Below are 16,990 nucleotides of genomic sequence, written 5' to 3' on the forward strand. Positions count from 1 at the left end.
TTCGGCGCCGACATTACCGGGCGGGCACCTCTGGCTGACATCACATCTAGCGCAGCGGCCGCAGGGGGCGGCGGTCGGCGAACGGGCGGGCGGCGCGGTGGTCGTCCTCGCGGGCGTCGGCGATGGCGGTGTAGCCGGCCGCGCTGGGCCACGGCAGGGTCCAGACGCCGTCGACCCGGACCAGCCGGGTGCCGGGCGTCTCGAGCCAGCGCAGCACGCACTCGGTCTCTTCGGCGGTGGCGGCGGGCAGCGGCTGCGGCGCGGGCTGGACGGTCTCGGCAGTGGCGACCAGGGCGTCGACGTACGGACGGGGATCGGCTCCGGGCGGCGAGACCTCGGCCCCGGCGAGCCGGCCGTACCGGACGACGTGCAGCTCCCACCCGCCCACCTCGCGCCGCCGGGCCGCCACCAGCTGCGGCACGGCCGCCAGCGACGCCATGCGCTGCGACCGGACGAGCGAGCGGACCAGCGTGGCCAGGCGGTCGCGGCGGACGGCGGCCTCTTCGTAGCGCTCGTGCCCGGCCAGCGCCGCGATGCGCTCGAGCAGCCGGTGCACCAGCGGGCCGGGGTCGCCGGTGAACGCCTGGCGCACCTGGTCGACGTGCACGGCGTACTCGGCGGCCGACTCCTTGCCGGTGCAGGGCGCGCCGCAGCGGCCCATGTCGGCCAGGATGCACGCCGACGACGACGGCGACGCGGACAGCCGCTGCGTGCACTGGCGGATGGGAACCGCCTCGTGGACCGCCGTCATGGCGGCCTCGGCGATGCGCCGCGACCCGAACGGCCCGAGGTAGGCCGAGCCGTCCTCGCGGACCTGGCGGACCAGCGACAGCCGCGGGAACGCCTCGACGGTGAGCTTGAGCCAGCTGCCGCGTTCGGGGAAGCGGGACCGGCGGTTGTAGCGGGGCTTGCGCTCGGCGATGAGCCGCAGCTCGCGGACCTCGGCCTCGAGCGGCGTGGCGCACTCGATGCCCGTGACACCGGTGGCGATGGAGACCATCTCGGTCATGCGCGGCCGTGTCTCGGACGCCGTGACGTAGGTGCGCACGCGGGTGCGCATGTCCTTGCTCTTGCCGACGTAGAGGGTCTCGCCGTCGGGCGCGGTGAACATGTACACGCCGGGAGCGTGCGGCAGCTGCTCGGACAGGTGCCGCTTCTGCCGCTGCGCCACGGTGACCTTGCTCTGCCAGAGCGCGAGCTCTTCGACCGTGTGCACGCCGACGTTGCCGAGCCGCTCGAGCAGCCCGTGCAGGACGTCGACCGTGGCCCGGGCATCGGCCAGCGCCCGGTGGTTGGGCGTGGTGGACGCGCGGAACAGCCGGGCCAGCGTGGACAGCTTGCAGTCGCGGGCCTCGTCGCGCGAGAGCACCCGGCGGGCCAGCCGGGCGGTGTCGAGCACCTGGACCGTCGGCCAGTGGTGGCCGGTGAGGTCGCACGCGGCCCGGAGGAAGCCGACGTCGAACGGGGCGTTGTGGGCGACGATGACGCTGCCGCGGGCGAACTCGAGGAACGCCGGCAGCACCGACCCGATGCGCGGCGCACTGGCGACCATGACGTCGGTGATGCCGGTGAGCACGGCGATGAACGGCGGGATGGCCGAGGCCGGCCGGACCAGGGAGTCGAACTCGCCGACGACCTCGCCGCCGCGGACCTTGACCGCCCCGATCTCGGTGATCTCGTTGCCGTCGGGCGCCCCGCCGGTGGTCTCGAGGTCGACCACGACGAACGTGGTGGAGACCAGCGGCATGCCGATCTCGTCCAGGGTGCCCTGGATGGCCACGGCCGTCATGTCCCACCCCTCTCGGTCGTTTCGGCCACCTGATCGAACAGTAGGGACCGCCACTGACAATCTCCGGCCACGACCCGCCGGGCGACGGCCTACGCTGGGAACACGTCCAGCGCACCGACGCCGAGGAGGAGCACATGCCCGTTCCCCAGCCGTCCGAGACCACTCGGTGGCGCTGCGCGCAGTGCGGCAACCTCACCCGGTTCGACGTCGTGCGGTCCAGCCGCGTGCGCGAGTTCGTGCACGTCGACCTCGCCGGCGTCGCGAAGGTCGAGCAGACGGACGTCCTGGTCGACTCCGTCGAGCGCGTGGTCTGCCGCTGGTGCGGCGGCGAGGGAACGGTGGAGCTCGTCGCCCGGCCCGACTCCGCGTGAGCACACTGCCCGACGCGGTGCGGGCGCGGCTGGTCGCCCTGGGGTCCGACGTGCTCGGCGCGCTGCCGGCCGGCGACGTGCCCGGCGTGCTGCGCCCCGTCGCCCGGTTCGCGGCGGCCAAGCGGGCCCGGCTCGGGGGCAGCTCGATCGCCTCGGCTCTCGACACCGAGGCCGGGTTCCGGCGGCGCGTCTACGAGGCCGCCGCGGCGGCCGACCCCGCGCTGGCGAAGGCGCTGGGCGAGGGGACCGCCCCGGCCGCGGCGGACCCCGTCGACGTCGCCGTCATGGCCTACCTGCTGCGCCCTGACGGGTGGGAGGGCATGGTCGAGACGGCGGCCTCCTCCGTCCGCCGCGGCGACGACGAGGCCCGGCTCAGCCGCGAGGCGGCCACCGCCGAGCGGCTGCGCGAACAGCTCGAGGCCGCCCGCGCGTCGGCCCGCGAGCTGCGCACCACCATGCGCACCGAGATCGACCGGCTCAAGGCCGAGAACACCATGCTGCGACGGCGCGTCCAAGAGACTCGCGAGCGGCTGAGCGAGGCGCGCCAGCAGGAGCAGGACGAGCAGGAACAGGCCGGCCGCGAGCTCACCGACGCCCGCGCCGCGCTGCGCGCCGCCGAGGTCGAGGCCCGCCGCCTGCGCACCCGCCTCGCCGACGCCGAGGCGGCGCTCGAGGCCGCCCGCCGCAGCGGCCGCGCCGAACGCGGCCTCGGCACGGCCCGGCTGGCGCTGCTGCTCGACACCCTGGGCGAGGCCGCCGCCGGACTCCGTCGCGAGCTGGCGTTACCGGCGTCGACGCTCGCGCCCGCCGACACCGTCGAGGCCGCCGTCCCCGGTGATCCGCTGGCCGGCGGCGGGGTGGGGCGGGCGCGGGCCGTCCACGAGCCCGGCTACCTGGACGAGCTGCTGGCGCTGCCCCGGGTGCACCTGATCGTCGACGGCTACAACGTCACCAAGACCGCGTGGCCGACCATGCCGCTGGACGCGCAACGGGCCCGGCTGGGGCAGGGGCTGGCGGCAGTGGCGGCCCGGACGGGGTCCGAGGTCACCCTGGTCTTCGACGGCGCCGACGTGACGGTCCCGCCGCCGGTCGCCGCTCCCGGGATCCGGGTCCGGTTCAGCCCCACCGGCCAGACGGCGGACGAGCTGATCCGGCGGATGGTCCGCGCCGAGCCGGAAGGGCGTCCCGTTGTGGTGGTGTCGTCGGATCGCGAGGTGGCCGAAGGGGTGCGGCGTCCGGGGGTGCGCAGCGTCGAGTCGGTAGCGTTGATCGGGTTGTTGACGCGTTAGCCGAGTTCGGCGGGGTTGGTGCCCGGTCGGCCCTCTCCCCAGGATGGCCCAGCCTCCAGCCCCGCCGTGTCCCGGGCCGCGCCGGCCGCTGACGGCTGCGTGGGTGGTGTCGGCCATTGGTCCCGTCGTGGTGGGGCCGCGCCGGCCGCTGGCTGTTGAACCATGGAGAAGAGCGGCTTCCGCTGCGCTGGAGAGCCTACCTCTTCCATGATCATCAAGGATTCGACCCCCTGTGGTGTGTGTGGTGTGGTGGATCCTCGATGATCACGGAGGTCCACCGCGAGCGACACCACGACGCCCCCAGTCCCTCCAGTCACATGCGCCTCACGTGCGTCGTCGGACTTTGTCGGACCCTGCCTCTAACGTCGTGGATCAGGCAGGCGAGAGGACTCGTCGCAACGGCGTGAGAAGTGAGGGAACGTCATGCACATCGACTGCGATCGCTGCGAGATGCGGGGCCTGGCATGTTCCGACTGCGTGGTGTCGGTGCTCCTGGGGCCCATCGACACCGAACTGGGTGGTGAGGAGCGCCAGGCGCTCGGCGTGCTCGCCGAGGCGGGTTTGGTGCCGCCGCTGCGCCTGGTCGTGACAGAGGGTGACATCGCGGCGAGAAAGTCGGCCGAAACCGGGCCGAGGGATTTGCGGGAGGCACGTGAGGCTGGCTAGGCTCCCGGCCCAGGTGCCTGTTTCCCCCCAAAGGAAGGACCAGAGTGCCTGAGCCAGGTGGTCACCCCCGCCGACCGCGCCGCGCGCTTGTCGCGCTGTGCACTGCCGCAGTCAGTGTCACCGGGGGACTGACCCTCATCACCCAGAGTCATGCCGATCCCGAGCCGACGCTCGCCGAGGTCAGGGAGCAGGTCGACGACCTGTACCACCGGGCCGAGCAGGCCACGGAGCGGTACAACGCCGCCACCGACGAGCTGACCGAGGTCCAGCGCCGCATCGAGCGGGCGCAGGCGTCGGTGGCGCGTCAGCAGGCGGCGGTCGACGCGGTCAGGGCGCAGATCGGTGCGTTCGCGGCCGCGAGCTACCGCTCCGGCGGCACCGTCGACCCGACGGTGCAGACGCTGCTCGCCGAGAGCCCCGAGGACTTCCTCGCCCAGGCGTCGGTCATGAACGCGTTCGCCGGCCAGCAGGCCGACAGCCTCGCCGCGGCCGCCGAGGTGAGCCGCAGCTTCGAGCAGGCGCGCATGGTCGCCGACGAAGAGCTGATCCGCCAGCAGGCCATCGAGACCACCCTCGACGCCGAGAAGGCGAACGTCGAGAAGCTGCTCGACGAGGCGCAGGCGATCCTCGACCAGCTGGAGGCCGAAGAGCAGGCCCAGCTCGAGGAGGACCGCGAGGAGAGCTCCGAGGCGCCCGACCGCGGCGAGGACGAGGAAGAGGACGACGGCGGCGAGACCGCGCCAGACGTCCCGGTGTCCGGCCGTGCGGGTGTCGCCGTCGAGTTCGCGCTGGCGCAGGTCGGCGACCCCTACGTCTGGGGCGGCAACGGGCCCGACGGCTGGGACTGCTCGGGCCTCACGAAGGCCGCGTGGGCCGAGGCCGGGGTCAGCCTGTCGCGCTCGTCCAGCGCCCAGATCAACGACGGCGCGCGGGTCTCGAAGAGCCAGCTGCAGCCGGGTGACCTGGTCTTCTACTACAGTCCCATCAGCCACGTCGGCATCTACATCGGCGACGGCAAGATCGTGCACGCCACCCACCCGGGCGACGTCGTGAGCGTCGACGACGTCGACCTCATGCCGTTCGCGGGGGCCTCGCGGCCGGGCTGACGGCGCACCACGCCAGAGCGACACACGAGCCGGGCGCCACAATGGCGTCCGGCTCGGTCGTTTCCGGGTCGCTGCACAGATGGAGGGAAGAACCGAGCGAGCGACCCGCGACGCCGTTGTCGCGGACGCTCGCCCCACCGGTTGCTCTCGCGGTGCAACCGCTGATCGGTTCCGGTCAGCTCACGGTGATGGCGTGAGCCAACTGCCAGCTGATGAACCACGTGCCGGCCAGAATCACAGCGCACACGGCCAGCCGCATCAGAGCGCTCTCGTAGCGCAGAGAACTCCGTTGCCGTAGTACGTCACGCATGGTCGATCACCCCCGGACTTCTCAACCTCGCTTCCGGCAGCTCTCACTACCGGCCTACATCAAGGATGAGGTCAGATGACTTCGGGGTCGATGGAGCGAGCGTCTACTTACGTATCGACCGAACGGGGGAGGCGCGTCACACTCGGTGACGGCGCGTCACCCAGTGTCACAACCACGGCCCCGATGTCACGGGGACATGTCCTGGTGTCACATTACCCCGGCTGGGCCTCTTCGCCATTGCTCAACAGGCCGGCGCGTACCGCGGCCATGATCGCTTGGGCGCGGTTGGATGCGTTGAGCTTGTCGTAGAGCTTCGAGACGTGGGTCTTCGTGGTCGACTCGCTGATGTACAGCTTGCGGGCGATGCTGGACACGCCCAGGCCGTCGGCGAGCAGGTCGAGCACTTCGCGCTCGCGCCGCGTGAGCTGCGGCCCCGTGGGGTGCAGACGGCGCTGCATGGCCTCGGCCAGGCCGTCGGCGACGAACGCGGACGGCGTGGCGGCGGCGTGCCGCGCGGCGGCCACGACGTCGTCGCTGGGGGAGCTCTTCGGCACGAACGCCGACGCACCGGCATCGAGTGCGCCGAACAGGTGGTCGTCGCCGGCGTACATGGTGAGGATGACCAGGCCGATGTCGCCGCGGTTCTGCCGTAGCATCTGCGCCAGCTCGAGGCCGCTGCCGTCGGGAAGCCGGATGTCGATGACCGCCACCGTGGGCTGTGTGGCCTCGGCGAGCTTGGCCGCCTCGGCGACGGTGGCCGCCTCGCCGACCACGGTGAACCCGGCGTCACGCTCGAACGCGCGGCGCAGGCCTTGGCGGATGAGCTCGTGGTCGTCCACGAGCATGACCGACATGGGCACGGTTGTTACCCCTCTCCATGAGCGTTGCCGAGGGATACGTCGACGACCGTACCGCTCTCGGGCCTGTCTTCGATGACGAGTGTGGCGCCCACTCGCCGGGCACGCTCGGCCATGATCTCCAGACCGTAGCGGCCACGTGGCTGCTCCCGCATGCCCATGCCGTCATCGACCACGCGGATCTGCGCGTTGGGCGGACTGACCGACACGGTGACCCACAGGTTCTTCGCCTTGGCGTGCTTGCGCACGTTGGTGATGGCCTCTTGGCCGATGCGCAGCAGCTCCGCCTCGACCTCTGGCCGCAGACGGTCGTGCTCCTCCTGATGCACGAGGTGGACCTTGAGCCCGGCCTGGGCGCCCACCTGGCGGGCGTAGGCCGAGAGCGACGTGCCGAGGCCGCCGTCGTGGTCGAGGTCGCTGCGCAGGTCGAAGATCGAGTGCCGCAGGTTCGACAGGATGCGGGTGAGCTCCTGGCGCAGCGTGGTCGACAGCGACTTGGCGTCGGCGTCGGTGGTGCGGGCGATGAGGTCGTCGACGAGGTAGCCCAGCGAGGTCAGCTCCTGGGCGATGCCGTCGTGGATCTCGCGCGCCAGCCGCCGCCGCTCCTCGCGGGTGGCCAGTTCGCGCACCTCGTCGAAGAGCAGGGCCGTCTCGAGCCGCAGCGCGCCCTCGTCGGTGGAGCCGACGAGCATCTGCAGCTCGTCGGAGGACACCTGGTCCGGCACGTCGGCGACGATGACGCCCATGGTCCGCGACCCGACCCGCAGCGGCAGCACGACGCGGTAGCCGCGCCGCCCGTTGGGGGTCCAGGCCGGGGTCTCGCTGCTCCATGCCTCGAGGACGACGGGGTCGCGCTCGGCGCCGAGCAGCCAGCCGTCGTCCTCGCCGCGGTGGGCGAGCGGGAACAGGTTGCCGCCCTCGCGCCGCACCAGCAGTGCGGCCCGGCGGACCGAGAGCGGCCCGGCGACGTGGTCGAGCAGGCCCTCGGCGAGCGTGCCCGGGTCGAGGCCGACGGAGAGCCGGCGCGACACCACCCGCAGCTCCGACAGCAGCCGGTACGCGGCGGCATAGCGTCCGCCGTCGGCGATCTGGATGCTGTCGAGCCGCAGCACCCATGCCCCGATGGCGCCGGTGGCGAAGATGATGACGACCCAGACGGAGACGCTGCCGAACGTGGGCAGCTCGATGAGGTTGCCGCCGGCGAGCACGTTGCCGATGGCCAGGCCGATGGCGCCGGTGAGCGTCGTGACGGCCGTGCCCATGATGCTGCCGGCGAGCCCGGCGGCGAATGCCGGCACCAGCAGGTACGGGAGCGCCAGGTAGGCCTCCGGTAGCCCGAGCCCGACGATGATCGACGCCAGCGCCATCTCCGCGGCCACCCGCACGCGCGTGCGGGGGAGGATCCGTTCGGAGATGGCGGCCGCCAGCGCGACGAGCGCCAGCGCGCCGAGCCACCACCAGTCGGTGACGACGCTGCGGGCGGACCCCGTGAGGGCGATGACGAGCGCGAGCATGCCGGGTCGCGCGACGGCGACGCCATGCCAATGACGCTGGACGGAATCGGGGGCCCACACACTCACAGGCGGCAGTTTGCCGTAAAACGTCGATCGGCGAGTTCCGAATCGCGGCATGTGCCCGTAGTTCGAGACGGTGATTGGATCAAGGAAACGTGATCTGCCCCACAGATCGCTCCGTTACTGGCAGTGACGGGCCGAAAACTCACTGTGACGCTGTGACGCCCCGTTCGCTTCGATTCGCGCGATCGCCGGATATGGGTTATGAGCCCGAATCGGGGCGGCGTTTGCGCCGCCGAATCGGACATCGCGGCCGGTTCGGCGAGTCAGCCGCGCGGGTCGGTGACGGCACCGAGGAAGAGGATCGTCCCGGTCTCGCTGTCGGAGATCGTGAACGCGAACGGCCGGTCGACCCGGAACCCACCGCCCGCGGAGGACGGCATCGCGGCGCCCGAGACCGCGGCCGCCTCGGTCCCGGCCTCGTCGACGCGGATGTAGGTCTTCTGCACGACCGGCCCGAGGAACGGCTCGGCCGGCGACATCGGCCGGAAGCCGCCGCCGAACGCGCTGCTCATGCCGAGAGCCGCGAGCGCATCGTTGAGCGTCGCCTTCCACTCCAGCTCGAATGTCGGCAGTGCCAGCTCGGTCACGTGCTGGGGGTGCAGCGCGGCGACGGCGGCGGCCCACTCGGCGGCGTCGAGCGACGCCAGCAGCTGTGGCAGCTCGACGCCGTGGTCGGGGAGCAGTATCTCCATGCCGTACCGCTCGTCCTTGCCGTAGGGGAGTCGCAGCATCTGGTAGCCGTCGCGCTGCGCGACCGCCGCAGACGCCCCCACCAGGTGCATGAACGGCACCGTCGCGGTCGTGCCGTCGCCCATCGTGAACGCCTGCGGCCGGGTCTCGTCGGGGTCGAACCGGGTGGTCCAGGTGCCGAGGAAGTAGACGGCGTTGACCAGCACGAGCAGTGTGTCCCGATTCGGGAGTTCGAGGTCACGCGCGATGCCCTTGATGCGGTCCTCGGTCTGGTCGCGGACCCAGGCATCGATGTCGTCGGCCGTCTCCTGCGACCCGAGGTCGACCTCGTCGACGGTGGCGCCGAAGGAGTCGCGGGCGAACGCCAGGTAGTCCTCCTCGAACGGCACGCCCTCCATCGCCCACAGCGCGTTGGCGATCGACAGCGTGACGTCGTCGGTGTCGGCCAGCTCGCGCAGCAGCGCGCCGACCCGTACGTCGCGCGAGTCCTGGAGGTGCAGGACGCCGGCCATGTCGGCCGCCGTCTGGCCCTCGGCGCCGGCCAGCACCATGGCCAGCAGCGCGGCCGCGGACACCGGCGACGTGACGGTGTTCTCGGTGCCGTCGGTCAGCTGGCCGAGCAGGTCGAAGCCGAACTGGTTGACCGACGAGCCGACGGCGGCCGCGTCGGCCGGCGACAGGTCGGCCACCAGCTCCATGTGGGCCGCAGCCGCCGCTCCGTCGCCGGCGGAGTCCCCGGTCGCCGCGTTCGTCCCGCACGCGGCGAGCAGCAGGGCGCCGGCCAGGACGCCGGCGGCCGGTCGGGTGGTCGTCATGGCTGCCCCCTTGCTGGACGGCGTCTCAGCCGCGCGGGTCGGTGACGGCGCCCAGGAAGAGGATCGTCCCGGTCTCGCCGTCGGAGATGGTGAACGCGAACGGGCGGTCGACGCGGAAGGTCTGGCCGGCCGATTCCGTCATGACGCCGCCCGTGACGGCCGCCGCCTCGGTGCCGGCCTCGTCGACCCGGATGTAGGTCTTCTGCACGACGACGTCGAGGAACGGGTTCTCCGGCGACATCGGGGTGAAGTCGCCGCCGCCGAACGCGCTCCCCATGCCCAGGGCCACCAAGGCGTCGTTCAGGTCCGCGTCCCATTCCAGCTCGAACCGCGGGAGGGCGACGTCGCTGATCGTCTGCTCGGTCAGGGCGCCGGTGGCGGCGGTCCACTCGGCGGCGTCGAGTGAGGCCAGCAGCTGTGGCAGCTCGACGCCGTGGTCGGGCAGCAGGATCTCCATGGCGTACCGCTCGTCCTCGCCGTACGGCAGCCGCAGCATCTGGTAGCCGTCGCGCACGGCGACCGGCACGTCCACGTCGGTGAGGTGCATCAGCGGCACCATGGCCGACTCGCCGTCGGCGAGCGTGAACCGTTCCTCGCGCGTGTCGCCGGGGTCGAACTGGGTGGTCCAGGTGCCGAGGAAGTAGACGGCGTTGAGCAGCACCAGCACGGCGTCGGCGTTGGGGAGGCCGAGGTCCTCGGCGATGCCGTCGATGCGGTCCTCGGTCTGGTCGCGGACCCAGGCGTCGATCTCGTCGGCCGTCTGCTGCGACCCGAGGTCGGCGTCGTCGACGGTGGCGCCGTAGGAGTCGCGGGTGAACGCCAGGTAGTCGTCCTCGAACGGGTACCCCTCCCGCGCCCACAGGGCGTTGGCGACGGAGAGCGTGACGTCGTCGGTGTCGGCCAGCTCGCGCAGCAGCGCCCCGACCCGCACATCGCGGGCGTCGTCGAGGTGCAGGACGCCGGCCATCTCGTCCGCCGTCTGCCCGCCGGCCCCGGCCAGCACCATAGCCAGCAGTGCGGCCGCGGACACCGGCGACGTGACAGTGTTCTCGGTGCCGTCGGTGAGCTGGCCGAGCAGGTCGAAGCCGAACTGGTTGACCGACGAGCCGACGGCGGCCGCGTCGCCCGGCGCGAGGTCGGCCACCAGCTCCATCGACGCCGCGGCCGCCGCGCCGTCACCCGAGCCGGCGCCGTCGTCGTCACCGGAGGAGTCCGCGGTTCCACAGGCCGCCGTCAGCAGCCCGCCCGCCAGCATGGCGGCGATCAGTCGTCGGTACGGCATGCGGACCCCCAGAGGTGGAGCGTCAGCCGAGCGGGTCGGTCACCGCCCCCAGGAAGACGATGGTCCCCGTCTGGCTGTCGGAGATGGTGAACGCGAACGGACGGTCGACGCGGAAGCTGGTGTCGTCGGCGCCGCCCGACGTGCGGGTGGTGCCACCGGTGACGGCGGCCGCCTCGGTGCCGGCCTCGTCGACGCGGATGTAGGTCTTGTGCACGACGCTGGCGAGGTCTTGCGGCTGCGGCGACATCGGCCGGAAGTCGGCGCCCTGGAACGCCGGGCCCATGCCCAGCGCGGTGAGGGCGTCATTGAGCTTCGCGTCCCATTCCAGCTCGAACTTCGGCACGACGACGGTCTGCAGCTCGGCCGGGGTGAGGGCGGCGACGGCCGCGGACCACTCCGCGGCGTCGATGGTCGAGAGCAGCTGCGGCAGCCCGGTCGCGGTGTCGGGGAGCAGGATCTCCATGGCGAACCGGCCGTCGGCGCCGTAGGGGAGCCGCAGCATGCGGTAGCCGTCGCGCTGGACGACCGGCAGCACCTGCTCGCGCAGCGTCATCAGCGGCACGTCGGCGCTGCTGCCGTCGCCCATCGTGAACGCCTGCGGCCGGGTGTCGGCGGGATCGAACTGCGTGGTCCAGGTGCCGAGGAAGTAGACGGCGTTGACCAGCACGAGCGCCGCCTGCGGGTCGGGCAGGCCGAGGTCCTCGGCGATGCCCTCGATGCGGTCCTCGGTGTGCTCGCGCACCCAGGCGTCGATCTCTTCGGCGGTGTCCTCGGACCCGAGGTCGGCCTCGTCGACCGTCGCGCCGAAGGAGTCGCGGACGAAGCTCAGGTAGCCGTCCTCGAACGGGATGCCCTGCTGCGCCCAGAGCGCGTTGGCCGCCGACAGCGTGACGTCGTCGGTGTCGGAGAGCTGCTGGAGCAGCTGGCCGACCCGGACGTCGCGGGAGTCCTCGAGGTGCAGCGTGGAGGCCATGGCCTCGGCGGTCTCGCCGCCCGCGCCGGCCAGGAGCATGGCCAGCATCGAGGCGACGGAGACGGGGGAGGTGACGGTGTTCTCCGTGCCGTCGGTGAGCTGCCCGAGCAGGTCGAAGCCGAACTGGTTGACCGACGAGGCGACGGTGCCGGCGTCGGCGGGCGCGAGATCGGCGACGACGTCGATGCGCGGCGCCGGGCCGGGATCGACGGTGGAAGCCTCGCCTCCAGCGCCGGTGTCCGAGCCGCCGCCGTCGCCGTCGTCGCCGGAGCCGGCCGAGCCGCAGCCGGCGAGCAGCAGAGCACCGGCGAGCACCGCGGTGACCACGCGGGGCAGGGACATGAACGCACCTCCGGACGACGAGTCAACCATCCTCTGTCATCTTGGACGTTGCGCGCGACGGACCGGTTGCAGGGAGGTCGGCGAAGTAGAACCGGGCGGCCACGGCACGACGGTGTTCGGCTCGGTGCCGCGGGTGGGGGATGCCCCAGGCGTCTTCGGCCGGTGCGCCGGCACCGACCGCCACCAGCTCCGCGCGCGGCGCCCGGCGCTCGGCCTGCCAGGGCGTCAGCGCCTGGTGCAGCTCGCTGAAACCGCCGGTCGCACTGACGACGACGATGCCCGTCGCCCGTCCGTGTGCCAGCTCGTCACGGTCCTTCAGCTCCAGGCCGAGGCAGATCCGCTTGGTCACCCAGAACGTCAGGGGCGGGACGACGAACACGGCGACCTGCAGGGCCCGGGTCAGCCCGTTCAGCGGGATGTGCAGCAGCGTGGCCAGGACGTCGTTGCCGCCGGCCAGCCAGAGCACCAGGTAGAACGAGACGAACCCGGCGACCAGCGCGGTGCGCACCGGCACGTCGCGGGGCCGGTCCGGCAGGTCCGGGTCGCGGCGGTCGCCGGTGGCCCACTGCTCGAACCACGGGTAGAGCGCCAGCGTCGTCAGCAGCACCCCGGGCAGCACCATGACGGGGATGATCACGCTCAGCGTCAGCGTGTAGCCGAACACGCCGACCTCCCACGGCGGCATCAGCCGCACGGCGCCGTCGAGGAACCCCAGGTACCAGGGCGGCCGGCTGCCGGCCGCGGCCTGGGACGGGTCGAACGGACCCCACAGCCACACCGGGTTGACCTGCAGGGTGGCCGCCATCAGCACGAGGACGCCGCTGACGAGCGCCACCAGCCCGGCCATGCGGGCCGCGTAGCCGGGGAAGACATGGTCCGACGGCGCCACCCGCCGGTCCGCCTCCTCCGTAGCGGGCCCACCCCGCCGGCCCCGCGACAGCAGCACCAGCCGGGCCACGAACAGCGCGACGATCAGGGCAGGCAGCAGGTAGACGTGCACCACGGTCAGGCGGGCGATGATCTCGTCGCCCGGGAACGTGCCGCCGAACACCAGCCACGACAGCCACGTCCCGACCACGGGCACCGCCAGCAGGTAGCCCTCGGTGACCTGCAGCCCGGTGCCGGACTGGAAGTCGTCGAGCATCGAGTGCCCGGCGTAGGCCTCGACGATCGCCAGGACCAGCAGGACCAGCAGGAGCACCCAGCCCACCCGCCGTCGGCCGCGGAACACCCCGGTCAGGAAGTCACGCAGCAGCTGCGCCGACAGCGCGGCGACGAAGACCAGCCCGGCCCAGTGGTGCGCCTGACGGACCAGCAGCCCGCCGGGGACCTCGAAGGAGATGTCGACGGTGGACGCGTACGCCTCGGACACCTGGACACCGCGGAGCGGGCCGTATCCGCCGTCGTACACGAGCTGCCGCGACGACGGCTCGAACCAGAACGTGAGCAGGACGCCGGTGACCAGCAGGACGAGGAAGCCGCCCACCGCGATGTGGCCGAAGAGCCCGGACCACCGGGTCGGGAACACCGCGCGGCGGCGGGCCAGCCGGCGGACCGGGCCGCCGTGGCGATCGGCCAGCCGCACGACGCGGCCGGCCCAGTGGCGTGGATCGATGTCTGACATGGTGCGCTCCCGTGGTGTCGCTCCTGCCCATACGACCCGGGACCGGCCGCGCGTGTGACATGAGGTGCGTCACGTGCGCCCCGTAGGCTGCCCTGATGGCGCCGGCGATCGATCTCATGGACGACACGTTCGTGGTGGCCGAACGGGCCGAGCTGGCGACCTACGTCCGCGACCCCGCCGTCGCGCGGGCGTGGTGGCCGCGGCTGACGCTGACCGTCCACCAGGACCGCGGCCTCGAGGGCGTGCGCTGGACGGTGGCCGGCGAGCTGACCGGCAGCACGGAGATCTGGCTGGAGCGATGGGGCGACGGCGTCCTCGTCCACTGGTTCCTGCGCGCGGATCCGGCGCGGACGCCGTCGCCCCGAGGCGTGCGGCGGCTGGCCCGCCGGTACACCGTCGCCTACAAGGAGCGGATCCACGAGCTCAAGGACCGGCTCGAGCACGGACGACCGGCCGGAGTGCCGCGGCTGCCGCCGGCTCGGTAGTCTGCGATCTCCGCCTTCTGGCAGATGGGACACTGTCACACATGGCTTCGCAGACCACGTCGAGCATCGTCGTCGCCGCGACCCCGGACCGCATCATGGCCGTCATCGCGGACCTCGAGGCGTACCCGGAGTGGACCGCATCGGTCCGCGAGGTCGAGGTGCTGACGGTGTACCCGGCCGAGCCACTCACCTCCGGTGCGGCCGGAGGTCGTTCAGGCACCGGGCGGCCGAAGGAAGCACGGTTCGTCCTCGACGCCGGACCCGTCAAGGACCGCTACACGCTGTCCTACGAGTGGGACGGCGACGACGAGGTCCGCTGGAGCCTGGTCGAGGGCGGCCTGATCAAGGAGCTGACCGGCTCCTATGCGCTGGCCGCCGTCGACGCCGCGAGTACCGAGGTGACGTACCAGCTGACGGTCGACGTCTCCATCCCGATGCTCGGGCTGATGAAGCGCAAGGCGGAGAAGGTCATCATCGACACGGCTCTGAAAGAGCTCAAGAAGCGCGTCGAGGACGGAGTGGACGAGTGAGCCTCACCATCGGAGTGGACGTCGGCGGCACGAAGATCGCGGCCGGCGTCGTCGACGAGAAGGGCGTCATCGGGGCGCGGGCGCGCCGCGAGACGCCGTCGCACGACCCCGCGGCCATCGTCGACACGATCATCGAGGTCACGAAGGAGCTGGCCGCCCAGCACGAGGTCGACGCGGTGGGCGTGGGCTCGGCCGGCTTCATCGACTCCGCCCGGTCGCGGGTGCTGTTCGCGCCGAACCTCGCCTGGCGCGACGTCCCCGTCCGCGACCAGGTCGCCGATGCCACCGGCCTGCCCGCCGTCGTCGAGAACGACGCCAACGCCGCGGCCTGGGGCGAGTTCAAGTTCGGCGCCGCCGAGGACGTCGACGACATGATCCTGCTGACCATCGGCACCGGCGTCGGCGGCGGCCTGGTGCTCGACGGCCAGATCTACCGCGGCGCGCACGGTGTCGCCGCCGAGGTCGGCCACATGCGCGTGGTCCCCGACGGCCACCTGTGCGGCTGCGGGCTGCGCGGCTGCCTCGAGGCGTACGCCAGCGGCACCGCCCTGGTCCGCGAGGCGCGGGCGGCGGCGTCGCTGCCCTCCGCGGAGCGGCTGCTCGAGCGGGCCGGCGGCGACCCGCAGCGCATCACCGGCCCCATGGTCACCGAGCTCGCGAACGACGGCGACGAGCTCGCCATCGTGCTGATCGCGCAGGTCGGCCGCTGGCTGGGTGAGGCGATGGGCTCGTTCACGGCGCTGTTCGACCCCGCGGTGTTCGTCATCGGCGGCGGCGTGTCCGCGGCCGGCGACCTGCTCGTCGGGCCGGCCGAAGAGGCGCTGCGCAAGCACACCACCGGCGCCGGGCACCGCCCCGAGCCCGAGGTCCGGGTCGCGACGCTGGGCAACGACGCCGGCGTCATCGGCGCGGCCGACCTCGCGCGGGTGTGACGGCCGTCCGGCTGCGGGTCGTCAGCTACAACGTCCACGGACTGCGCGACGACGGCACCGCCGTCGCGCGCGTCCTGCGCGACCTCGACCCGGACGTCGCTTTCGTCCAGGAGCTGCCGAAGTACCTGCTGTGGCGCGGCCGCGCGGCGTCGTTCGCACGGCGTGCCGACCTGCTCTACGCGGCCGGCGGGGGCACGACCGGCGGGACGGCGCTGTTCACCGCGGTCCGGGTCGACCTGCGCGAGGTGCAGGAGCACCGGCTGCGGCGCACGCCCGGCCTGACCCGGCGCGGCCTGGTGCTGGCCCGGCTCGAGAAGGACGGGGTCGTGTTCGGCGCCGGGTCGCTGCACCTGGGCCTGGACGCCGGCGAGCGGGCCCGGCACCTCACCGACATCACCGGCCTGGTGAACCGGCTGAGCCTGTCGGCCATGGTGCTCGGCGGCGACGTGAACGAGGTCTCGACCGCCCCGACCTGGACCCGCCTGGCCTCGCAGTACACCGACGCCGGTGCGAACGACCCGACGCCGACGTTCCCGGTGGCGCAGCCGCAGCACCGCATCGACGGCCTCTTCGTCCGCGGCGCCGACGTGACCGCCTACCGCGTCGTCGACACCCCGGACGCCCGGGTGGCGAGCGACCACTTCCCCGTGGTGGCGGACCTGACCCTGCGGGGGTGACGGCGCCCGCGCGACTGGTCCTCTGTCACCCGCGTCCGCTCGCGTTCATGGCGCCGGCCGGCAACCTCACGTCCGCGGATCGACTTCACTCGCGGGAGCCGTCTTCTGCGCGCGTGTCAGGGCTCAGAAGACGGCTGGCGGTAGTGAAGACGGCTGGCGGTAGTGAAGTCGCGGGCGGCAGTGAAGTCGCGGGCGGCGACACCGGGTCGTGGGCGGGTGACGACCGCCCTGGTGGTCGTCACCCGATCTGGACAGTCGATCAGCCTCGGCCGGCTTGGACTCCCGGCGACTCCTCACCCGCCCGCGCGCGCACTTCACGCAGCTCCGCGCTACGAGACGCCCGCATCCGCCCGAGCTCGTCTGCCGTCGCCCCGATGACCTGCAGGACCTCGGCCCGGGCGTTGCCGCCCTCGAGCCCGTCCCGGCCGGGCGCGGAGTCGTCGGGCTCCACCGTCAGAGCACTGCGCCGTCGTCGGGGTCGTTGGGGTGGTGGCCGCGCATGCGGGCGACCAGGGTGACGAAGCCGGTGACGAAGGCGACCACCGCGAGGAAGACGATCTCGTCGGACGGGCGCCAGGACATGATGGCGACGATGATCAGCGCGATGGGCGGCACGATGACGCCCGCCCAGGCCAGCTGCTGGATGCGGTCGCCGCGGGGGATGGGCGCCGGGGG

16 protein-coding genes and 1 pseudogene are annotated in these 16,990 nt (G+C 72.6%); 8 read left to right on the forward strand and 9 right to left on the reverse strand.

Features of this window, described 5'->3' with window-relative positions; genetic code table 11:
- Window positions 1-46: 46 nt before the first annotated feature.
- Window positions 47-1,789, reverse strand: coding sequence for a DEDD exonuclease domain-containing protein (locus E1212_RS12805; protein ID WP_131982963.1), 1,743 nt, complete (start codon window positions 1,787-1,789; stop codon window positions 47-49).
- Between the two features lie 134 nt (window positions 1,790-1,923).
- On the opposite strand from E1212_RS12805, the gene E1212_RS12810 reads away from it, so the two are divergent.
- The 4 genes from E1212_RS12810 to E1212_RS12825 all read left to right on the forward strand — a co-directional run bounded on the left by E1212_RS12810 (window position 1,924) and on the right by E1212_RS12825 (window position 5,221).
- On the forward strand, window positions 1,924-2,160 hold the full coding sequence (locus E1212_RS12810) for a hypothetical protein (RefSeq protein ID WP_131982965.1): 237 nt from the start codon (window positions 1,924-1,926) through the stop codon (window positions 2,158-2,160).
- Entirely contained in the window at window positions 2,157-3,449 is a 1,293-nt protein-coding gene (locus tag E1212_RS12815) for an NYN domain-containing protein (protein WP_203416804.1), read from the forward strand. The genes E1212_RS12810 and E1212_RS12815 overlap by 4 nt, the downstream gene beginning before the upstream one ends.
- A 423-nt stretch (window positions 3,450-3,872) precedes the next feature.
- Window positions 3,873-4,115 (forward strand): hypothetical protein, encoded by a 243-nt coding sequence (locus E1212_RS12820; RefSeq protein ID WP_131982969.1) that lies wholly within the window; start codon window positions 3,873-3,875, stop codon window positions 4,113-4,115.
- A 44-nt stretch (window positions 4,116-4,159) separates the two neighbouring features.
- A complete protein-coding gene (locus E1212_RS12825; protein ID WP_131982971.1) occupies window positions 4,160-5,221 on the forward strand; it encodes an NlpC/P60 family protein in 1,062 nt (353 codons plus the stop codon).
- Window positions 5,222-5,743: 522 nt separating this feature from the next.
- On the opposite strand, the gene E1212_RS12830 is transcribed toward E1212_RS12825, so the two are convergent.
- From E1212_RS12830 to qcrB, 6 genes are all read right to left on the reverse strand, one after another.
- Window positions 5,744-6,385 (reverse strand): response regulator transcription factor, encoded by a 642-nt coding sequence (locus tag E1212_RS12830; RefSeq protein ID WP_131982973.1) that lies wholly within the window; start codon window positions 6,383-6,385, stop codon window positions 5,744-5,746.
- An 11-nt stretch (window positions 6,386-6,396) separates the two neighbouring features.
- Window positions 6,397-7,968 (reverse strand): GAF domain-containing sensor histidine kinase, encoded by a 1,572-nt coding sequence (locus tag E1212_RS12835; RefSeq protein ID WP_131982975.1) that lies wholly within the window; start codon window positions 7,966-7,968, stop codon window positions 6,397-6,399.
- Window positions 7,969-8,228: 260 nt separating this feature from the next.
- Window positions 8,229-9,470 (reverse strand): serpin family protein, encoded by a 1,242-nt coding sequence (locus E1212_RS12840; protein ID WP_131982977.1) that lies wholly within the window; start codon window positions 9,468-9,470, stop codon window positions 8,229-8,231.
- A 25-nt stretch (window positions 9,471-9,495) separates the two neighbouring features.
- Window positions 9,496-10,752 carry a serpin family protein gene (locus tag E1212_RS12845; protein ID WP_131982979.1) on the reverse strand — a complete coding sequence of 419 codons (1,257 nt, stop codon included), beginning with the start codon at window positions 10,750-10,752 and terminating at the stop codon, window positions 9,496-9,498.
- Between the two features lie 22 nt (window positions 10,753-10,774).
- A complete protein-coding gene (locus E1212_RS12850) occupies window positions 10,775-12,067 on the reverse strand; it encodes a serpin family protein (protein ID WP_131982981.1) in 1,293 nt (430 codons plus the stop codon).
- A gap of 22 nt (window positions 12,068-12,089) precedes the next feature.
- Window positions 12,090-13,691, reverse strand: coding sequence for a cytochrome bc1 complex cytochrome b subunit (gene qcrB, locus E1212_RS12855; RefSeq protein WP_131982983.1), 1,602 nt, complete (start codon window positions 13,689-13,691; stop codon window positions 12,090-12,092).
- Window positions 13,692-13,786: 95 nt separating this feature from the next.
- On the opposite strand from qcrB, the gene E1212_RS12860 reads away from it, so the two are divergent.
- Genes E1212_RS12860 through E1212_RS12875 form a run of 4 tightly spaced genes read left to right on the forward strand, consistent with a single transcriptional unit; the run spans window position 13,787 to window position 16,315 of the window.
- Window positions 13,787-14,176: a polyketide cyclase / dehydrase and lipid transport gene (locus E1212_RS12860; protein ID WP_131982985.1), complete on the forward strand. Its 390-nt coding sequence runs from the start codon at window positions 13,787-13,789 to the stop codon at window positions 14,174-14,176.
- A gap of 41 nt (window positions 14,177-14,217) precedes the next feature.
- The gene (locus E1212_RS12865) at window positions 14,218-14,706 is read left to right on the forward strand and encodes an SRPBCC family protein (RefSeq protein WP_131982987.1); all 489 of its coding nucleotides are present in this window, start codon (window positions 14,218-14,220) and stop codon (window positions 14,704-14,706) included.
- Window positions 14,703-15,638, forward strand: a complete 936-nt coding sequence (locus E1212_RS12870) for an ROK family glucokinase (RefSeq protein ID WP_131982989.1) — start codon at window positions 14,703-14,705, stop codon at window positions 15,636-15,638. Before E1212_RS12865 ends, E1212_RS12870 begins: the two co-directional genes overlap by 4 nt.
- On the forward strand, window positions 15,635-16,315 hold the full coding sequence (locus tag E1212_RS12875) for an endonuclease/exonuclease/phosphatase family protein (RefSeq protein ID WP_131982991.1): 681 nt from the start codon (window positions 15,635-15,637) through the stop codon (window positions 16,313-16,315). Before E1212_RS12870 ends, E1212_RS12875 begins: the two co-directional genes overlap by 4 nt.
- A 259-nt stretch (window positions 16,316-16,574) precedes the next feature.
- Here E1212_RS12875 and E1212_RS12880 read toward each other — a convergent pair whose 3' ends face one another.
- Together E1212_RS12880 and E1212_RS29425 are read right to left on the reverse strand one after the other, a co-directional pair.
- A complete protein-coding gene (locus E1212_RS12880; RefSeq protein WP_131982993.1) occupies window positions 16,575-16,766 on the reverse strand; it encodes a hypothetical protein in 192 nt (63 codons plus the stop codon).
- Between the two features lie 2 nt (window positions 16,767-16,768).
- Window positions 16,769-16,990, reverse strand: a pseudogene (locus E1212_RS29425) (hypothetical protein); the annotation flags it as partial.

Origin of the sequence: Jiangella ureilytica (genome assembly GCF_004348545.1) — a bacterium.
Classification (GTDB): domain Bacteria; phylum Actinomycetota; class Actinomycetes; order Jiangellales; family Jiangellaceae; genus Jiangella; species Jiangella ureilytica.

Excerpts from the sequence above, each read along its gene's own strand:
- E1212_RS12805 (WP_131982963.1), bottom strand. The coding sequence starts at position 1,789 with ATGACGGCCGTGGCCATCCAGGGCACCCTGGACGAGATCGGCATGCCG.
- E1212_RS12810 (WP_131982965.1), top strand. The coding sequence starts at position 1,924 with ATGCCCGTTCCCCAGCCGTCCGAGACCACTCGGTGGCGCTGCGCGCAG.
- E1212_RS12820 (WP_131982969.1), top strand. The coding sequence starts at position 3,873 with ATGCACATCGACTGCGATCGCTGCGAGATGCGGGGCCTGGCATGTTCC.
- E1212_RS12830 (WP_131982973.1), bottom strand. The coding sequence starts at position 6,385 with ATGTCGGTCATGCTCGTGGACGACCACGAGCTCATCCGCCAAGGCCTG.
- E1212_RS12840 (WP_131982977.1), bottom strand. The coding sequence starts at position 9,470 with ATGACGACCACCCGACCGGCCGCCGGCGTCCTGGCCGGCGCCCTGCTG.
- E1212_RS12845 (WP_131982979.1), bottom strand. The coding sequence starts at position 10,752 with ATGCCGTACCGACGACTGATCGCCGCCATGCTGGCGGGCGGGCTGCTG.
- E1212_RS12850 (WP_131982981.1), bottom strand. The coding sequence starts at position 12,067 with ATGTCCCTGCCCCGCGTGGTCACCGCGGTGCTCGCCGGTGCTCTGCTG.
- qcrB (WP_131982983.1), bottom strand. The coding sequence starts at position 13,691 with ATGTCAGACATCGATCCACGCCACTGGGCCGGCCGCGTCGTGCGGCTG.
- E1212_RS12860 (WP_131982985.1), top strand. The coding sequence starts at position 13,787 with ATGGCGCCGGCGATCGATCTCATGGACGACACGTTCGTGGTGGCCGAA.
- E1212_RS12865 (WP_131982987.1), top strand. The coding sequence starts at position 14,218 with ATGGCTTCGCAGACCACGTCGAGCATCGTCGTCGCCGCGACCCCGGAC.